This window comes from Bacillus sp. FSL W8-0223, from assembly GCF_038006805.1.
GTDB classification, from domain to species: domain Bacteria; phylum Bacillota; class Bacilli; order Bacillales; family DSM-4216; genus Bacillus_O; species Bacillus_O smithii.
In genome coordinates, this window is record NZ_JBBOVX010000001.1 from 451,188 (window position 1) to 467,101 (window position 15,914).

The 15,914-nt window shown below is 42.0% G+C and carries 20 protein-coding genes; 17 read left to right on the top strand and 3 right to left on the bottom strand.

Annotation, left to right across the window (positions count from 1 at the left end):
* Window positions 1-28: 28 nt before the first annotated feature.
* From NST81_RS02320 to flgL, 7 genes are all read left to right on the top strand, one after another.
* Window positions 29-1,408: a DEAD/DEAH box helicase gene (locus tag NST81_RS02320; protein WP_341028083.1), complete on the top strand. Its 1,380-nt coding sequence runs from the start codon at window positions 29-31 to the stop codon at window positions 1,406-1,408.
* Window positions 1,405-2,106 carry a ComF family protein gene (locus tag NST81_RS02325; RefSeq protein WP_341028084.1) on the top strand — a complete coding sequence of 234 codons (702 nt, stop codon included), beginning with the start codon at window positions 1,405-1,407 and terminating at the stop codon, window positions 2,104-2,106. Before NST81_RS02320 ends, NST81_RS02325 begins: the two co-directional genes overlap by 4 nt.
* 105 nt (window positions 2,107-2,211) lie before the next feature.
* Window positions 2,212-2,619, top strand: coding sequence for a TIGR03826 family flagellar region protein (locus tag NST81_RS02330; protein ID WP_048622556.1), 408 nt, complete (start codon window positions 2,212-2,214; stop codon window positions 2,617-2,619).
* A 172-nt stretch (window positions 2,620-2,791) separates the two neighbouring features.
* Window positions 2,792-3,055: a flagellar biosynthesis anti-sigma factor FlgM gene (gene flgM, locus NST81_RS02335; RefSeq protein ID WP_048622557.1), complete on the top strand. Its 264-nt coding sequence runs from the start codon at window positions 2,792-2,794 to the stop codon at window positions 3,053-3,055.
* A gap of 15 nt (window positions 3,056-3,070) precedes the next feature.
* Window positions 3,071-3,547 carry a flagellar protein FlgN gene (locus NST81_RS02340; protein WP_048622558.1) on the top strand — a complete coding sequence of 159 codons (477 nt, stop codon included), beginning with the start codon at window positions 3,071-3,073 and terminating at the stop codon, window positions 3,545-3,547.
* Window positions 3,548-3,582: 35 nt separating this feature from the next.
* Window positions 3,583-5,289: a flagellar hook-associated protein FlgK gene (gene flgK / locus NST81_RS02345; protein WP_341030466.1), complete on the top strand. Its 1,707-nt coding sequence runs from the start codon at window positions 3,583-3,585 to the stop codon at window positions 5,287-5,289.
* A gap of 15 nt (window positions 5,290-5,304) precedes the next feature.
* Entirely contained in the window at window positions 5,305-6,180 is an 876-nt protein-coding gene (gene flgL / locus NST81_RS02350; protein ID WP_341028092.1) for a flagellar hook-associated protein FlgL, read from the top strand.
* 280 nt (window positions 6,181-6,460) lie between these two features.
* Here flgL and NST81_RS02355 read toward each other — a convergent pair whose 3' ends face one another.
* Window positions 6,461-7,504: an IS30 family transposase gene (locus NST81_RS02355; RefSeq protein WP_048622401.1), complete on the bottom strand. Its 1,044-nt coding sequence runs from the start codon at window positions 7,502-7,504 to the stop codon at window positions 6,461-6,463.
* 261 nt (window positions 7,505-7,765) lie between these two features.
* On the opposite strand from NST81_RS02355, the gene NST81_RS02360 reads away from it, so the two are divergent.
* Genes NST81_RS02360 through csrA form a run of 3 tightly spaced genes read left to right on the top strand, consistent with a single transcriptional unit; the run spans window position 7,766 to window position 9,042 of the window.
* Window positions 7,766-8,356, top strand: a complete 591-nt coding sequence (locus tag NST81_RS02360) for a DUF6470 family protein (protein WP_048622560.1) — start codon at window positions 7,766-7,768, stop codon at window positions 8,354-8,356.
* Between the two features lie 17 nt (window positions 8,357-8,373).
* Window positions 8,374-8,808 (top strand): flagellar assembly protein FliW, encoded by a 435-nt coding sequence (gene fliW, locus NST81_RS02365; RefSeq protein WP_327798022.1) that lies wholly within the window; start codon window positions 8,374-8,376, stop codon window positions 8,806-8,808.
* Window positions 8,809-8,814: 6 nt separating this feature from the next.
* On the top strand, window positions 8,815-9,042 hold the full coding sequence (gene csrA, locus NST81_RS02370; RefSeq protein WP_341028098.1) for a carbon storage regulator CsrA: 228 nt from the start codon (window positions 8,815-8,817) through the stop codon (window positions 9,040-9,042).
* Window positions 9,043-9,512: 470 nt separating this feature from the next.
* Here the strand turns inward: csrA and NST81_RS02375 are convergent, their stop codons facing one another.
* Window positions 9,513-9,824 (bottom strand): hypothetical protein, encoded by a 312-nt coding sequence (locus NST81_RS02375; protein ID WP_341028099.1) that lies wholly within the window; start codon window positions 9,822-9,824, stop codon window positions 9,513-9,515.
* Between the two features lie 173 nt (window positions 9,825-9,997).
* On the opposite strand from NST81_RS02375, the gene NST81_RS02380 reads away from it, so the two are divergent.
* Window positions 9,998-10,873 carry an ADP-ribosylglycohydrolase family protein gene (locus NST81_RS02380; RefSeq protein WP_341028100.1) on the top strand — a complete coding sequence of 292 codons (876 nt, stop codon included), beginning with the start codon at window positions 9,998-10,000 and terminating at the stop codon, window positions 10,871-10,873.
* A 166-nt stretch (window positions 10,874-11,039) separates the two neighbouring features.
* On the opposite strand, the gene NST81_RS02385 is transcribed toward NST81_RS02380, so the two are convergent.
* The gene (locus tag NST81_RS02385; protein WP_341028102.1) at window positions 11,040-11,357 is read right to left on the bottom strand and encodes a hypothetical protein; all 318 of its coding nucleotides are present in this window, start codon (window positions 11,355-11,357) and stop codon (window positions 11,040-11,042) included.
* A gap of 279 nt (window positions 11,358-11,636) precedes the next feature.
* Here NST81_RS02385 and flaG point away from each other — a divergent pair, with 279 nt between their 5' ends.
* The 6 genes from flaG (at window position 11,637) to hpf (ending at window position 15,845) form a co-directional block, all read left to right on the top strand.
* Window positions 11,637-11,990, top strand: a complete 354-nt coding sequence (gene flaG, locus NST81_RS02390) for a flagellar protein FlaG (protein ID WP_004439705.1) — start codon at window positions 11,637-11,639, stop codon at window positions 11,988-11,990.
* Window positions 11,991-12,003: 13 nt separating this feature from the next.
* On the top strand, window positions 12,004-13,788 hold the full coding sequence (locus tag NST81_RS02395; RefSeq protein WP_341028105.1) for a flagellar hook-associated protein 2: 1,785 nt from the start codon (window positions 12,004-12,006) through the stop codon (window positions 13,786-13,788).
* A gap of 118 nt (window positions 13,789-13,906) precedes the next feature.
* The gene (fliS, locus tag NST81_RS02400; RefSeq protein ID WP_048622566.1) at window positions 13,907-14,308 is read left to right on the top strand and encodes a flagellar export chaperone FliS; all 402 of its coding nucleotides are present in this window, start codon (window positions 13,907-13,909) and stop codon (window positions 14,306-14,308) included.
* The gene (locus NST81_RS02405; RefSeq protein ID WP_340396736.1) at window positions 14,308-14,658 is read left to right on the top strand and encodes a hypothetical protein; all 351 of its coding nucleotides are present in this window, start codon (window positions 14,308-14,310) and stop codon (window positions 14,656-14,658) included. The genes fliS and NST81_RS02405 overlap by 1 nt, the downstream gene beginning before the upstream one ends.
* Window positions 14,659-14,667: 9 nt before the next feature.
* Window positions 14,668-15,063: a hypothetical protein gene (locus NST81_RS02410; RefSeq protein ID WP_341028107.1), complete on the top strand. Its 396-nt coding sequence runs from the start codon at window positions 14,668-14,670 to the stop codon at window positions 15,061-15,063.
* A gap of 230 nt (window positions 15,064-15,293) precedes the next feature.
* Entirely contained in the window at window positions 15,294-15,845 is a 552-nt protein-coding gene (gene hpf / locus NST81_RS02415; protein WP_040341426.1) for a ribosome hibernation-promoting factor, HPF/YfiA family, read from the top strand.
* The last annotated feature ends 69 nt before the right edge of the window (window positions 15,846-15,914 follow it).

Sequence of the window (15,914 nt, forward strand, 5' to 3'; positions counted from 1 at the left end):
TCTTTATACATTTGAATAGAGGTGAAATATGAACCGCTTTTCCTCTTCTGTCCAATCTTTTACATCCGGCCGCCATTTGCTGCTTTCAGAACTTCCCTTTCCTCAAGATTTGATTCAACACCATTTAAACAACGGATATTTGCAATTGGAAGACGGTATTCGCAAAGAAGGCCGATATTATGTTTGCGCCCGCTGCGGAAATCGAGATCCCCAAATGTTTGCCTCATTTCCTTGCGCCCGTTGCCGGAAGTTTTGCCTTTATTGCCGCTGTTGTATAATGATGGGCCGTGTATCAGAATGCACTCCTTTAGTTTCATGGAAAGGACCGCCACCTCGTTCCGTTACCAGTCACGATTTGCTTCAGTGGGACGGCCGATTATCCAAGGGACAATTAACGGCAGCTAGGGCTGTTCAAAACGCGGTAGAAGAGAAGGGAGACTTATTAGTCTGGGCTGTTTGCGGAGCAGGGAAAACGGAAATTCTTTTTGACGGTATAAATGCCGCGCTTCAGAAAGGAGACCGTGTCTGCATCGCTGCTCCGCGGACAGATGTTGTTCTTGAACTGTCGCCAAGACTGAAAAAAGTTTTTCCCACGGTCCCTGTTACAGCGTTGTACGGAGGAAGCCCGCAGCGAAATGAATACGGCTCTCTTGTCATATCCACAACTCATCAATTGTATCGATACAAAGAAGCGTTTGACGTTGTAATCGTAGATGAAGTCGATGCCTTCCCTTATTCCTATGATCCCACGTTGCAATATGCGGTGGAAAAATCGCGTAAGCCTTCCTCGGCCATGATCTATTTAACGGCCACTCCAAATGAAATATGGCAGCGGCAATGCCGGCAAGGAAAAAGAAAATTTGTCTCCATACCCGCCCGTTATCATCGACATCCTCTCCCCGTTCCGAAAATACGCTGGATAGGAAATTGGAAAAAATCCTTTAAAAAAGGTTGTATTCCGAAAGAACTGAAAGATTGGACACAAAAACGTTTGACAAAAAACAAGCAAGCCCTTCTTTTCTTCCCCAGCGTTCGTATGATGAACGATGCTCTCCCCTTATTTAAAAGGCTTCATTCTCGAATTGAAGCTGTCCACGCTGAAGACCCCGCCCGCATCGAAAAGGTGGAAGGCATGCGCCGCAAAGAGATCCCTGTTATGTTGACGACCACTATTTTAGAACGAGGGGTTACGTTTCCGAATCTTGATGTAGCTGTAATAGGAGCAGAAGAGATGATTTTTAATGAAAGCGCACTTGTGCAAATTTCCGGCCGGGTGGGTCGGAGCGCCGATTATCCCGATGGGGAAATCATGTTTTTTCATTACGGGCTTACGAGAGAGATCGTCAAAGCTATCCGACATATTGAACGGATGAACCTGGAAGCGAAGAAAAGGGGGTTGATTGATTGAACTGTCTATATTGCGGGAAAGAACAATCTTCTCAATATTCTTGGCTGACGGTGTTCCGATTAAAAGAAGAACCTGCGCTTTGCTTAGATTGCCAAGAACGATTTCAGCGAATCAGTGGGGATTGCTGCTCTATTTGCGGGCGGCCGCTTTCAGAATGGCCTGCTGAATGGCCCCGCTCGCATTGCTGCTTGGATTGCGTTCGCTGGGAGGAAGATGAGAACTGGCGGAGCGTTTTAACAAAAAATGTATCGCTGTTTTATTATAATAAAGGTATGAAAGAGTGGCTGGCTCGTTTTAAATATCGGGGGGATTATCATTTAGCGCGCTGTTTTGCTTCAGAAATACGGAATGAGATCCGGCGGATGGCTCCCGACAAGATCGTTCCCATTCCTTTGAGTGAGGAACGTCTGCAGGAGCGGGGGTTTAACCAAGCAAAAGCACTTGTTGAAGAAGCAGGATTTCATGCGGAAGAGCTATTAGGCCGCTTCCATACGGAAAAACAATCGAAAAAGTCACGGATTGAAAGAATTCATTTGCCGGAAGTATTTTATATGATACACCCGGCATCACTTGCCAACGAGACGGTTTTACTCGTGGACGATATTTATACGACCGGCTCTACTTTACGCCATGCGGCCAAAGTGCTGAAAAAACATGGTGCACAAACTGTGCTCGCCTTGACATTGGCAAGAGGATAGGTCCGAATGGACGATAGAAAAATCATTTTGACGGCAAAAAATCTTCATGAGCGGAAATGAAAGACGATATTAAGAAAAAGGAGATTTAACGGGAGGAAAGAAATAATGGGAGAGATTTCAAACTGCCCCCGCTGCGGGTCGCTGTTTATGAAAACAAGTTTTCGCGACGTTTGTGAAAATTGCTATAAAGAAGAGGAAAATCTTTATGACAAAGTATATAAATTTCTGAGAAAAAGAGAAAATCGGGCTGCCACCATCACGAGGGTAGTGGAAGCGACGGGAGTGGACGAAGAATTGATTTATAAATGGGTGAGGAAGGGAAGGCTGCAGCCGGCTGTTTTTCCGAACATGGGATATCCGTGCGACAATTGCGGGAAAATTATTACAAAAGGAAAATTATGTTCCGATTGTGCCGATCAATTGCGCCACGATTTAGAGACGTTTGAAAAAGAACAGGAAAGAAAAAAGGAAAGAAATATTACGTACTACTCTTTGAAGGACGATACGAAATAACGGGTATGGAAAACATTCAAGGGTCTGTTTAGAGGGCGGAAAAGAAAAGGATCCTTTGGATAAAAAGATAATGGAAAAAAGGAAAAAGAACTATGAACGGTTGCTAAACTTTTTCATAATCAAACCGATATAATGAACATAGGAACAACGGAAAAGAAAAGAGGGATATGGGATGAAGATCCAACCTATCGGCTTATCCGGCGTGAATCTTTATAAAAAGGCTATGAGCAAGTTTGATGAGTCCAAGCAACCGGAACATACCCAGAAGGATAAAGTCGAAATTTCCGCTGCAGCTAAAGAAATGCAGGAAGCCTCCCAGCTGACAGCAGATCGGCAAAAAAAAGTAAATGAGCTTAAGCAAAAGATTGAAAGCGGCGAGTATAAGCCTCATCCGGAAGAGATTGCCAAAGGTATACTTCGTTTTTACCGCAGATAGAAAGATGGGATGAAAATGTCTGCTGCTCAAGTTATCACGATAATGGAAAAATTGTGTGCCCTTCATGAGATCCTGTATGAATTGGAGCAGGAAAAAGAAAAGATTGTAAAAGAGAACGATGTAGACGGGCTAAACAATCTGCTTGCCAAGGAACAGAAATATATTGCCGCCATACAGACAATGGAAAAAGAACGGAAAAAAGAGGTGGCAAACTGGCTGGGACGGGAGAATGCAACCATTTCTGACTGCATAGAGAAAGCCGTGGATGAAGAGAAAGAAAAGCTGGTATATCTTCGAGAAAAGCTTATGGACATCGTGGAATTGTTAAAACAACAAAATAAATTGAACCAGCAATTAATCTATCAATCGCTTCAATTTATCACATTCAGTTTAAACTTGCTTCATCCTCAGCCAAAGGATGCAACGTATTCCCATCCTAATCAAAAAATAAAAGATAGGCAAGGGCGCTCTCTTTTCGATTCAAAAGCTTAATGGAAGCAAGGATGAAAGAAACGGAGGAATATTTTATGACTTCCACTTTTCATGGTTTAGAAGTCGCCAAGCGGGGGATGATGGCTCAACAGACAGCTTTATATACAACGAGCCAAAATATCGCCAATGCCAATACCCCGGGCTATTCCCGCCAGCGCGTCAATTTTGTTCAAACAGAGCCTTACCCGGCTGCTTCAATGAACAGACCTCAAATTCCGGGGCAAATGGGGACAGGAGTAGAGGCTGGTTCGATTGAACGCGTTCGCGAACAGTTTTTAGATGTACAATACCGCAACGAAAATAACAAACTGGGGTATTGGGATTCACGATCGACAGCTTTGAGCCGGTTGGAAGACGTGTTTGCCGAGCCAAGCGATACGGATGGTTTGTCTGCTGTGATGAATGAGTTTTGGCAATCTTTGCAAGATTTGAGCGTCAATCCGGAAAACGAAGGAGCACGTTCTGTCGTCCTTCAACGGGCACAAGGAGTTGTCGATACGTTTCATTATTTATCCAACTCCATAAGCGACATTCAAGGAGACTTAGGCAACCAAATCAGCGTCGGCATTAAAGATGTCAATTCGATCTTGAAGCAAATTGCCGAACTGAACCAACAGATCGGAGAAGTAGAACCAAACGGCTATTTGCCGAACGACTTGTACGATGAGCGTGACCGTCTAGTCGATCAACTGTCAAGCTATTTGAATGTGAAAGTGGAAAAAATGCCGTCCGGAGGCAATGCTCTGGATATTGCCGAAGGACAGTATAAAATTACGCTTTTGGATGCGAACGGAAACCCTGTTAAAGATTCCGGTGGAAATGATGTAACGCTTGTTAATGGCAGTCAATTCAATCAGCTGGGATTTTCAACCGAAGACGGGAAATATACGAGCGTAGTGTCGGGCCCGATTAAAAATATTGAGGTTTATACAACACCAAATGACCCGTCTCAAACAGAAAGCGATCCTGTTGTCGGGAATGAAGTGGCCTCCATTGATTTCTACACAAGCGGAAATGTTAATTTTTCACAAGGCAAGCTGCGGGGATTAATGGAATCATATGGCTATCAAACATCAACTGATGCGGATGGAAATCCTATAGTAGCCGGCATTTATCCGGAAATGCAGGATAAATTAGATCAGCTCGCCTATACATTTGGAACGTTATTCAATACAGTACAGAAACTTGGTTTTGATTTGGAAGGAAATCCAGCTAGCAAAGACTTTTTTACCAATTTAAGTACCATTGAAAATGCGGCAAGCAATATTCAATTAAATAGTGATCTTCAAACAAAAGATATTGCCGCTTCTTCTAACGGGTTGCCAGGAGATGGGAAAAATGCGATTAATTTGGGGAATATTTTTTCGATGGATCTCTCTAAAGATATTACGCTTGAAGGGGTTAAAAATAGCGACGGCACTCCGGTAATTTTATCGGTTGGGAAAGACCCAGGAGACATTGATGTTCCTATAACGACAAGTACAATTAACTCTTTTTACGAAGGAATCATTGGTGGTCTTGGTGTCGCCTCTCAACAGGCGCAGCGGCTATCCAATAACAGCAATTCGCTGGTTCAGTCAGCCGATGAAAGAAGACAGTCTGTCAGCTCCGTGTCATTGGATGAAGAAATGACGAATCTCATAAAATTTCAGCATGCCTATAATGCTGCTGCCCGCAATATTACGGTTATGGATGAAATGCTTGATAAAGTCATCAACGGAATGGGCGTTGTAGGACGGTAGGGAAGGTGAAAAAATATGCGTGTAACTCAGTCTATGCTTTCCAATAATATGCTTCGCAATCTAAGCTCCAGCTATGAGCGGCTGTCGAAATATCAGGATCAAATTTCCACAGGTAAAAAGGTCAATCGTCCGTCCGATGACCCGGTGGTGGTCATGAAAGGGATTTCTTATCGCGCGGACCTTTCAGAAGTGCAGCAATATAAACGGAATTTTTCCGAAGCGTACAATTGGATAGAAAACTCGGATGCGGCTTTAGACAATGCGGGACAAGCCTTGCAAAGAATCCGCGAACTTGTAGTTGAAGCCAGCAATGATACGTATGATGCTTCTCAAAGACAGGTCATTTCAGCGGAAATTAAACAACTTCGCGACCATTTGGCGGAGGTTGCAAATACGAAATTTGGAGATAAATATTTGTTTAACGGGGCGAATACGACCAAAAAGCCGGTAGATCTGCAGAATGGAAATTATCCGAGTGAGTCCCAGCCGACCGAGCCGGTTGAAATCGAACTTTCGAAAGGGATTTATTTGCCGGTAAACGTACCGGGAGAAAAAGTATTTGGGGAACAGTTGTTTTCGGATTTAAAGGCGCTTACTGATGATTTGGATCAAGGAAAGAACCCTGCTAGTTATTTGGATCAAATCGACCAACATATTGATGCGATCAATAATGCCCGCGCGGACCTCGGGGCTCGGCAAAACCGACTCGAAATGATGGAATCGCGTGTAGATAACCAAGAGGTCATTGCCACAAAAGTTCTTTCAGACAATGAGGATGTGGACTACGAGAAAGCCATTACGGATTTAACGGCTCAGGAAAGCGTTCACCGCGCGGCATTAGCTGTAGGTGCTAGAGTTCTTCAGCCAACTTTAATGGACTTTTTGACGTAAACGGCTGGGTGTTGGGTCTGACTCCTATTCGAGTTAGACCTTTTTTGTAAAAAATTTGATCTTAAATTGCAATATTAAATGCAACAAGTATTGAAAGACCAGATAACCCATGATTAAGTAGAATCGGGACACTCTGCGCAACTTGACGTGGAGTGGCGGGCATGGTAGCCTGGTTGGCCCAGCCAGTACCGTATACCTGGCTTCATGGCTGGTAGCCATGCCCGCAGAGGCTCTTTGTCAAGTTGCTAAAAACCAACCCTTTGGGTTAGCTGGCTTAAGGTTAAGAAGCTAAGCCAGCTAACTCTATTTGGAAACACTCCTCAGGTGTACGATAATTGAGGATCTTCCTTGGAAGATGGTTACACCAATTTTCAACATAGGTAATGGTTTCGTCTGCCACAGAGGAAATGGGTCTCCCCTTTGGTATGAAGCGCCTAATAAGGCCATTATGACGCTCGTTGGTTCCTCGTTCACAGGATGTGTAAGGGTGTGTAAAATAAACCTCTGTTAGATCTTTTTCAACACTAAGGCCGAGGTCAGCAAATTCAGAACCGTTATCAGCCGTAATGGTTTTAAACACTTTAGAGAACCGATTACCATAAGACACTTTCAACTGAGATATGACTTCTGAAACGGATAGACTATCCTTGGCTGTCACTCTCAAAATTATTTCTTTACGGGTTTTGCGCTCAGTAAGAGTCAATAAGGCCTGATCTTTAGTCTTCTTGCCTATAACCGTATCAATTTCCCAGTGACCAAACTCTTGGCGTTCATTGACTTCAATTGGTCGCTCATCGATACTGCGTCCTAAGATCTTCTTATTCTTCCGGTTACGTTTTTTCTTGGTGTTCAGGGTAATTTTCATAGGTAGGTCAATGTTTTTAACGCCTATAAGTCCTAGATCAATATAGTTATAAAGGGTCTTGGTGCAAACCATTTTGTCTTTGAATTTCCCATCACGTTTGGCTCTCCCACATACCGCATCAGGAGACCATTTCTTATCAAGGATCTGAGTTTCGGCATACTTAATAAACTCGATGGCATCGTCTAGTTTTAGCTTGCGGCCACAGGCTTTCCTGTTTCTCTCATAGAGAAGTTGACCTGTGTCTGGAAAATAGACATGAACAATTTTCCCGTTGCTTTTTCTTTGTGGCACTGTACCTCTTCTTAACTCACGGGAGATGGTGCTTTTGTGACAACCAACATAATCTGCAATCTCCTGTTGAGTCTTACCAGCAGCGTGTAAGGCCGCAATTTTCCCACGGTCATAAGCCGTTAAGTGTTTGAAATGCCGAGCTCCTATGGTAGAATTAGTAATTGCCATAGATAAATCCTCCGTATCGATATTGTTTTAGTCGACTTAATCATACGTGGTTTATCTATGGTTTTTCATTTTTTATGCTTGTTGCATTTGATTATACAACTAGCCTAAAAAATTTGATTGACTATCATCCATATGCCTGGATATAGATTTGCAAAACGTTAAATTGCTAATCCGGTTCTTCTTTTTACATGAGGCAGGAAGAACGGCGAGAGGATCACCCCTTTGAAAAAGCCTAACGGGTTCATCACGAGGTGAAATGAAGTGGAATTTCCGCAAATTCGAATTCAGTCGCAAAAAGCACAAATTTCCATTGCCACGACTCCTCCTAAACAAACGATTGAACAGCCTCCTGCCCAGCTGGATCTGAAGCAGGCGAAAGCTGAACTTCACATTGAACGGATAAGAGGCGGTTTAACCATTGATCAAACGAAAGCATGGGAATCGATGGATTTGAAGCCCATTTCCAAACGAATAGAAGAAGCTGCCGAAATCGGGTACCAGGACTGGCTTGAAGGGATTGCAAGACGTGCGGAAGATGGACGTGAACTGATGGAAATTGAACATAAAGGCAATCCGCTGGCCGAACAAGCGAAGCGCAACAGTGAGCCCCCTGAGCACCAATTTAACATCGGTTTTATTCCGCCTTATTTCAGTGTAAAACTTCATTATGAACCCGATCGATTAAAAATCGATTGGGATTTGCATAAGGCAGAAAATCATACAAAAGCGCAAAAACCGATCATAGATTATCGACCTGGAAATGTTTCCATCCAGATGGCCCAGTATCCGGCACTGAAAATTGATTTTGTCCATTTAAAATACAAAGGAATCCACTACGAACAAGAAATCTAGTATAAAGGAAGAGGGCAATGATTATTGAAACGAAGTATCATGGCAAAATGGAAGTGCAAAAAGCCGATATTTGGCGATTTGACAAAGGAATTCCAGGATTTTTGGAGGAAAAGGAATTCGTCTTGCTGCCGCTTCCAGACAATGAAGTATATTGGATTCTTCAATCGGTTCAAACGCCTGAGCTAGCGTTTGTAGTTTCCGATCCATTTGTCTTTTTTAGCGATTATCAATTTGCACTTGATGATTTGACGTTGGATCAATTGGATCTCAAAAAGAAAGAAGAAGTCCTGGTGCTGGTCATTTTAACGGTGAAAGAGCCGTTTCAAAACACGACGGCTAATCTTCAAGCTCCTCTTATTTTGAATAAGACGAACCGAAAGGGAAAACAAGTCATTTTAAATGACGGAAAATACAATGTGCGAACCCCCCTATTTGCGCTCCAGAGAGGTTGAATCAAGATGCTGGTACTGACAAGAAAAAAGGGCGAGACGATCCAAATTGGTGATGATATAGAAATCACGGTCTTGGCCGTCAAAGGAGATCAAGTGAAAATCGGAATCCAAGCGCCGAAACATGTCGATATCCACAGAAAAGAAGTCTATTTGGAAATTCAAGCGGAAAACGCCAAAGCTTCGCAAGGAATTGCCGATCTATTTTCCATCATTACCCCGCCGAAAAACGAATAAATCAAAATAGTGTATTTTTCTTTGATGCTTTTCTGGTTTTTCCATAGCGGCAAAAGCAGATTTGTGATGGCAGCACCTTTGCAAAAACGGAAATACATTTATTGGCTATAAACCCGAGTGTTTTGACGCAGAAACGAATTTGTTTTTCTTCAAAAGACTCTTTAACTTAAAACAAAACCAACCGTTTCGCTATAAATGGGAGCATCTTCACAGTCTTATGGGTAGAAATATGTAATGATTCACATTTAAAAGTAGACGGTTCATGGGCAAATTTGGATTGCCGTTATCACGTTTTTTGAAGCAAAAGATAGTCTCTCGATCCGTTTTTAACCTTGTTTCTCTTAATAAAAGGAGTAAGATAGCGGATCAGGCTTTCGAGGGTTACTCGACGACCTGATCGCGCAAAATGGATGCCATCCAATTATTAAACGACGGTTGAAACGTTTTTGTTGAAATCTTTCATTCTACTGCTACCATCCGCCTCCGCCATGTCCTCCATATCCGCCATGTCCTCCATATCCTCCATATCCGCCATGTCCGCCGTACCATCCGCCTCCGTAATGATGGTGCGGATGATAATGATGATAAGGGTAATGATGTCCATATCCGTGAGGGTATCCGTAATGTCCATAGTGACCATGTCCAGGATAATATCCGCCGTGTCCGTATCCATGACCATAAGGATACCCTACTCCGGGATAGCCGCCATAGGGATCTACTCGTTCTTCCTCATAAGGATTTTCGGCCAAGTAACCATTCATTTCATTGTTGATAAAAGACATACCTTTTCCTCCTTAGAATTTTGTTATAATTTTGTAAGCTCAATCAATCATATGCAAATGCGGATAGAAATGCTGGGCGATTATCTTGCAAACAAAAGAAATAGGCGTTTTACCTACTTAAAAATAAAGGGAATTTTATTGGATAGACGGCATGTTGCATGGGGGGATTAACAGTGCTTGACCAAATTCGAGGAGGATTGTTTGGAGCGGCAGTTGGCGATGCGCTCGGAGCGACTACCGAATGTATGAATAAAGAAGAAATTCAAGAAAAGTACGGGAAAATCAAAACGATTATCGGAGGCGGCTGGCTGGCACTAGATCCGGGGGAGGTAACGGATGATACGAACATGATGATCGCCGTCGCCAACGGGATCGTCCAAAATCCGGAAAACCCGATTTCGGCTATTGGAGAGGAGTTTTTAAAATGGCATCGTCGGAATCCACGGGGAGTTGGCCGAACGATAAGCCTTGTTCTTTCTCAGTATCAGGGGGATTGGTTTCAAACGGCGTTTCACGTTCATTGTGCGCAGCAAGGAAAAAGCAGCGGCAACGGATCTTTAATGAGATGCCTCCCGGTGGCGCTTGCTTATTCCGATCAAGAGATGATGGAGAAGATTACCTTTCTGCAGTCAAAGATGACCCATTTCGCCGATGAAGCGGCAGAAGCTTGCTTGATCTATAATAGAATAGCGTTTCGTTTGTTAAAAGGAGAAAATCTTAAAACGTCCCTGAAAGAAGAAATAATGAATACGTGCTATTCTTCTGTTTGCTTTCGTAAAGAGCCGGATTGTCCTCCTGATGGCTATGTTGTCCATACGTTGATATGGGTATTGCATTGGCTTTGGAATTGCCATACGTTTGAAGAAGTAGTGATCGAAGCGGCCAACAGGGGCGGGGACAGCGATACCATTGCTTCCATTGCCGGTGGACTGAAAGGGCTGGAAGCAGGGTTTCATCGTTTACCTCGCAGGTTTACAGAGATATTGCGGGTCAAGCAAGAATTAGAATTATTATCAGAAAAACTGTACGCTGTTAGACAGCGGATATAGGTCTTTTTTAGAGATCTTAATCTGTACTGTTTTATTTTTGAGAGGGCAAAATTCCAGTATGATTGTGATTCTTTAAAAAGATATGGTTCCATAAATAAAAAGAGCCAAGGCCGCACGACTCAAAATGGTCGAGAAGCCGATGGCCTTTTTTATACATCGTCTGTGATTACCAGCCAAAGCCGCCCCCAAACGGGTAACCGAATCCTCCGAATCCTCCGTATCCGTAGGGGGACCCATAACCAAAGCCTGGACCGTATAAGAAAGGAGAAAGTAAAGCTGCTGAAGTTAAACCTCCTAAAAATCCACCGAAAAATGGTCTACCAAACCCAAAACCAAACGGTCTGCCAAATCCAAATCCAAATGGCCTTCCAAACCCGAATGGCCTCCCAAATCCGAAAGGTCTTCCGAACCCAAAACCAAATGGTCTACCAAACCCAAATGGTCTTCCAATTATTCTTTCGTCACTTGTCACATCAGGGTGCATTTTCATTCCTCCTCATTTTACTTAGCTTAACAGCTCACTTTAAAATATGCGTTTGTTCTAATATTGTTTTAGGCAAACAACTTATTTAGGTAAGAGTTTAATGAACAGTACATCATTTTCTCATCTTGGGACTCTTAAATTAAAAAATATCAGACATGGTAATTCGTCCAAAATTATTTACCTTAAGCATGAATTATAAGAGAGAAAGATAAAAAAAAACCAGCCGCTGACGATAAAAAGAATAGGATGTGGAGTTATCAGAGGGGAGTGGTTCGGAAAATGGTTGAGAAAGTAGCCAATTCGGAATTGATTTATCAGGCAGTGACGTTGCAGCAAGACGTACTGAAACGGACAGCTGAAGATCAAACAACGATGACTCAACAGCCAGCTTTCCCTCAACTAAGTCACTCAAAAGAGCAAGTTCATGAGATTGTCGAGAGCATGAATCATTTTTTAAAATCGTCCAACACGCATTTGAAATTTGTGTTTCATGATCAATTGAAAGAATATTATGTGAAGATTGTGAACGATGAAACGAACGAAGTGGTGAAAGAAATCCCGCCAAAGAAATTGTTGGATATTTATGCAGCAATGGCCAATTATTTAGGTATATTAGTAGATAAGAAAATTTAGGGGAGTGAAAAATATGGTAACGAGAATCACAGGACTCGCCAGCGGCATGGACATTGATTCCATGGTGAAACAGTTGATGACAGCGGCAAAAGTGCCGTTAGATAAGTTAAAGCAGCAAAAACAAATTCTCGAATGGCAGAGAGATGATTACCGTGATATGAATTCTGCCCTTCTTGATTTCAGAAGTCTCCTCACACAAATGAAGCTGACGACGAATTATCGTGCCCGTCAAGTAGCATCATCAGACGATTCAAAAGTGACAGCGACTGCTTCCAGTGCTGCGGGACTCACCTCTTACAGCATTTCCAACGTGACACAATTGGCCAGTGCGGAAACGATTGCGGCGAAAAATAGTATTACAAATGATGCAGCTAATTTTGATCCGACTAAAAGTCTGCAAGATCAGCCGTTAAATCTAACTTGGAAAACGGGCGGAGTGGCGACAAAATCGATTACTGTAACAGCAGATGGGACCAATTTTGAACTAGGAGAAAGTAATTTTGATTTAACCAAAAGTGGGGATTGGAACGTTGTTGTCAATGGGCAGACATTTACCGTTGTAACAGACTCTGGTCATACTCTGAATTCGAATGAAGTTTATATCGATTCCAATGGGAATATGACTTTTGGAACAACAATAGCAAAAGACAGCACCATTAAAATTGATTATATTACAACGGACAGTACGCAAAAATATAGCGTTTTTTCTATTGATTCTTGGACATCCAAAGGGGAAGTAAAGAAAAACTTCCTCGTTCAAGGGAGCGATTCACTGAATACCGTCATCAGTAAAGTGAATTCTTCCGGCGTCGGTGTAAACATGTTCTATGATTCTTTTTCGGGGAAAATGTCCGTTGTACGTACGGAAACGGGAGATTTTAACAGCGCCGGATTGGATCTTCAAATCACCGGAGATTTTGCCAAAGCGATTAGTTTAGAAACAAATGAAAATGACAGTAGCGGGAATAGTTATGTAAACGTTCAAGAAGGAAAAAACGCGAAGTTCACTTTAAACGGCTTAGAAACAGAGCGCACGTCCAATACATTTACTGTCAATGGAGTCAACTTTACTCTTAAACAAACATTTGATAGTCCGGTCACCGTGTCCGTAACTAATGACAGTGATACCGTGTATCAGAATATAAAAAACTTTATAGATAAATATAATGACTTGATCGACAAGATTAGCAAGAAAACGTCGGAAGAACGTTATCGCGATTACCCGCCTTTGACGGATGACCAGCGCGAGCAATTAACGGACAAGCAGCAGGAACAATGGGAAGAAAAGGCAAAAAGCGGTCTTTTGCGCAATGATCCGATTTTAACGGGCCTTTTAAGCAAGATGCGCACCAATTTTTACAGTACGGTCCAAAATGATTCCGTTTCCGCAAACTATAACCAAATTGCCAAAATCGGCATTACCACTTCGAGCAACTTTTTAGACGGCGGAAAATTAATCATCGACGACGCGAAGTTAAAACAAGCGATCCAAGATGATCCGACGTCGGTTGAAAATCTTTTCCGCGGGGATGGAGGCATTATTCAGCAGCTGTATGATACGGTCAATAATGCAATGAGTCAATTAAAGGATAAAGCCGGAAATTCGTATTCGACGAATCAGCAGTTTTCGATTGGCCGTCAATTGGATGATATTGATAAACGTGTAACAGATATGCAAAACAGCTTGGATGACTTAGAAAATCGCTATTATAATCAATTCACTGCAATGGAACAAGCGATTCAACAAGCTAATCAGCAATCTTTATATTTAACACAAATGCTTTCCGGCGGTAATTAATTAAGAAAAATGGCGAAAATATTTCCACGTTGATAAACAGGTTTTCCGGTCCCTTAACGGTCATTTCAGAACGGACTATGGATGGAAACTAACAGCTTACTAAAGGAGAGATACGGACATGGCAATCAATAATCCATACCAAGCATACGAAAAAAACGCTGTTTCTACTGCATCGCCTGGCGAGTTGACGTTAATGCTTTATAATGGCTGTCTGAAATTTTTGCTTCAGGCAAAGAAAGCTATCGAAGACAAAAATTTTGAGAAGAAAAATACCTATATTCAAAAAGCGCAAAATATCATTCGTGAATTGATGGTCACTTTAAATATGGATGTAGAGCTGTCCAAAAATTTAATGGCTGTATATGACTATATGAATCGCCGTCTCATTGAAGCAAATGTGAAAAATGATCTCGAGATTTTAGATGAGGTGATGGAATTCATTACGGAACTGCGTGATACGTGGAAGCAGGCGATTCAAGAACAACGGAAACAGCAGTATGGGACAGGCGGTCGAGTGTAATGGGAGACATGCGGACCTGTTTTCACATTACGCAGCAATTGTTTCACCACGTTCAAGCAAAGCCGGCAGTGGCAGATCGAGATGAATGGATTAAGAGATTGCTTGATTTGCTCGATGAGCGGGAGCAGGTCTTAAAAAGCCTTAAGCCGCCATTTACTGCAGAGGAAGAGAAACTTGGCCAAACCATCATGAAATGGAATGATGTGATTCAACAAGCATTAAAGGGAATTCAAGCAGAGATTAAACAAAGCATTCATGGAATTCACAACAAGAAGCAAAACATGAGAAAGTACTTGAATCCGTATGCGTCTTTGCAGACGGATGGCGTGTTTTATGATAGAAGAAAATAGGTGGAAAGATTGCCAAAAGTGAATTTGACAGAAAATCAATTTCAGTTGCTGCGAGACTATCTTCAGCTTTTGGAAACGATTGATGAGGGGTTGGTTTGGATTGTTTCCCATTTTCTTCAAGGACAAAACTCCAACTCCGTTCAAAAAATACTGAAAGACGTGATTCATGCTTTTCATGAAATTCATTTTGCCCATTTAACCGTTTCTGAGTTTTTAAAAGAAGATCAAAAAGCTCTGGAGGCCGTTGTCAGTTTTCAAATTTTGGAAGATCATATGAAAGACTTTTTAAAAAATGAGAACGTTTTGTCCGAACAAGAACGGATTTTGGAATATGTATTGTACCCTGCTTTTGTCCGTTGGCTTCGTGAAATTCAAAACACTTTCAAACCGTATATAGTCCATTAAAAGAAGCTTGCCTGCTGGTAGGCTTCTTCTTTCATGATCGAAAGTGAAGTTCTACTCCTTGTCGAAAAGAAAGAGAACTGCATAATCTGTAGAAGGAATTAGAACAATAAATGTGAATTATTCGACAAAAAATAGACACAGTTTTTTCGAAGATTAGGCAGGAATGAAAGGGGAGAAAACGAAATATATACATATAGCTTTTAGCTTCTTGCATAAAAGGAGGAGTTTGCATGATGAACTACAACATTCGAGGCGAAAATATTGAAGTAACGCCGGCAATCCGTGAATATGCCGAAAAAAAAATCGGAAGATTAGAACGCTATTTTAATGAAACTCCTGATGCAAACGTCCATGTAAATTTGAAAGTTTATCCAGATAAAATGGCGAAGGTGGAGGTTACCATTCCTCTTCCAAATCTTGTGCTCAGGGCAGAAGAACGCAATCAAGATATGTATGCAGCAATCGATTTAATTGTCGACAAGCTTGAACGTCAGATTCGTAAACATAAGACGAAAGTTAATCGAAAACTGAGAGAACAAGGCAGTACAAAAGAGCTTTTCACTGTCAATGAAAGCGGACAGTCAAATGCTGAAGAAGAAAACGACATTACTATTGTCCGGACAAAACAATTTAGCTTAAAGCCGATGGACAGTGAGGAAGCGATTTTACAAATGAATCTGCTTGGTCATAACTTCTTTATTTATACAGATGCTGAAACAAATGCAACCAATATTGTATACCGTCGAAAAGACGGCAAATACGGTTTAATTGAAACGAATTAACAATTGATCATAAGAGGCTGATGATAGGGCCGGGCTGCTCCGATTTGTTAAAGTTAAAGTACATCGTCG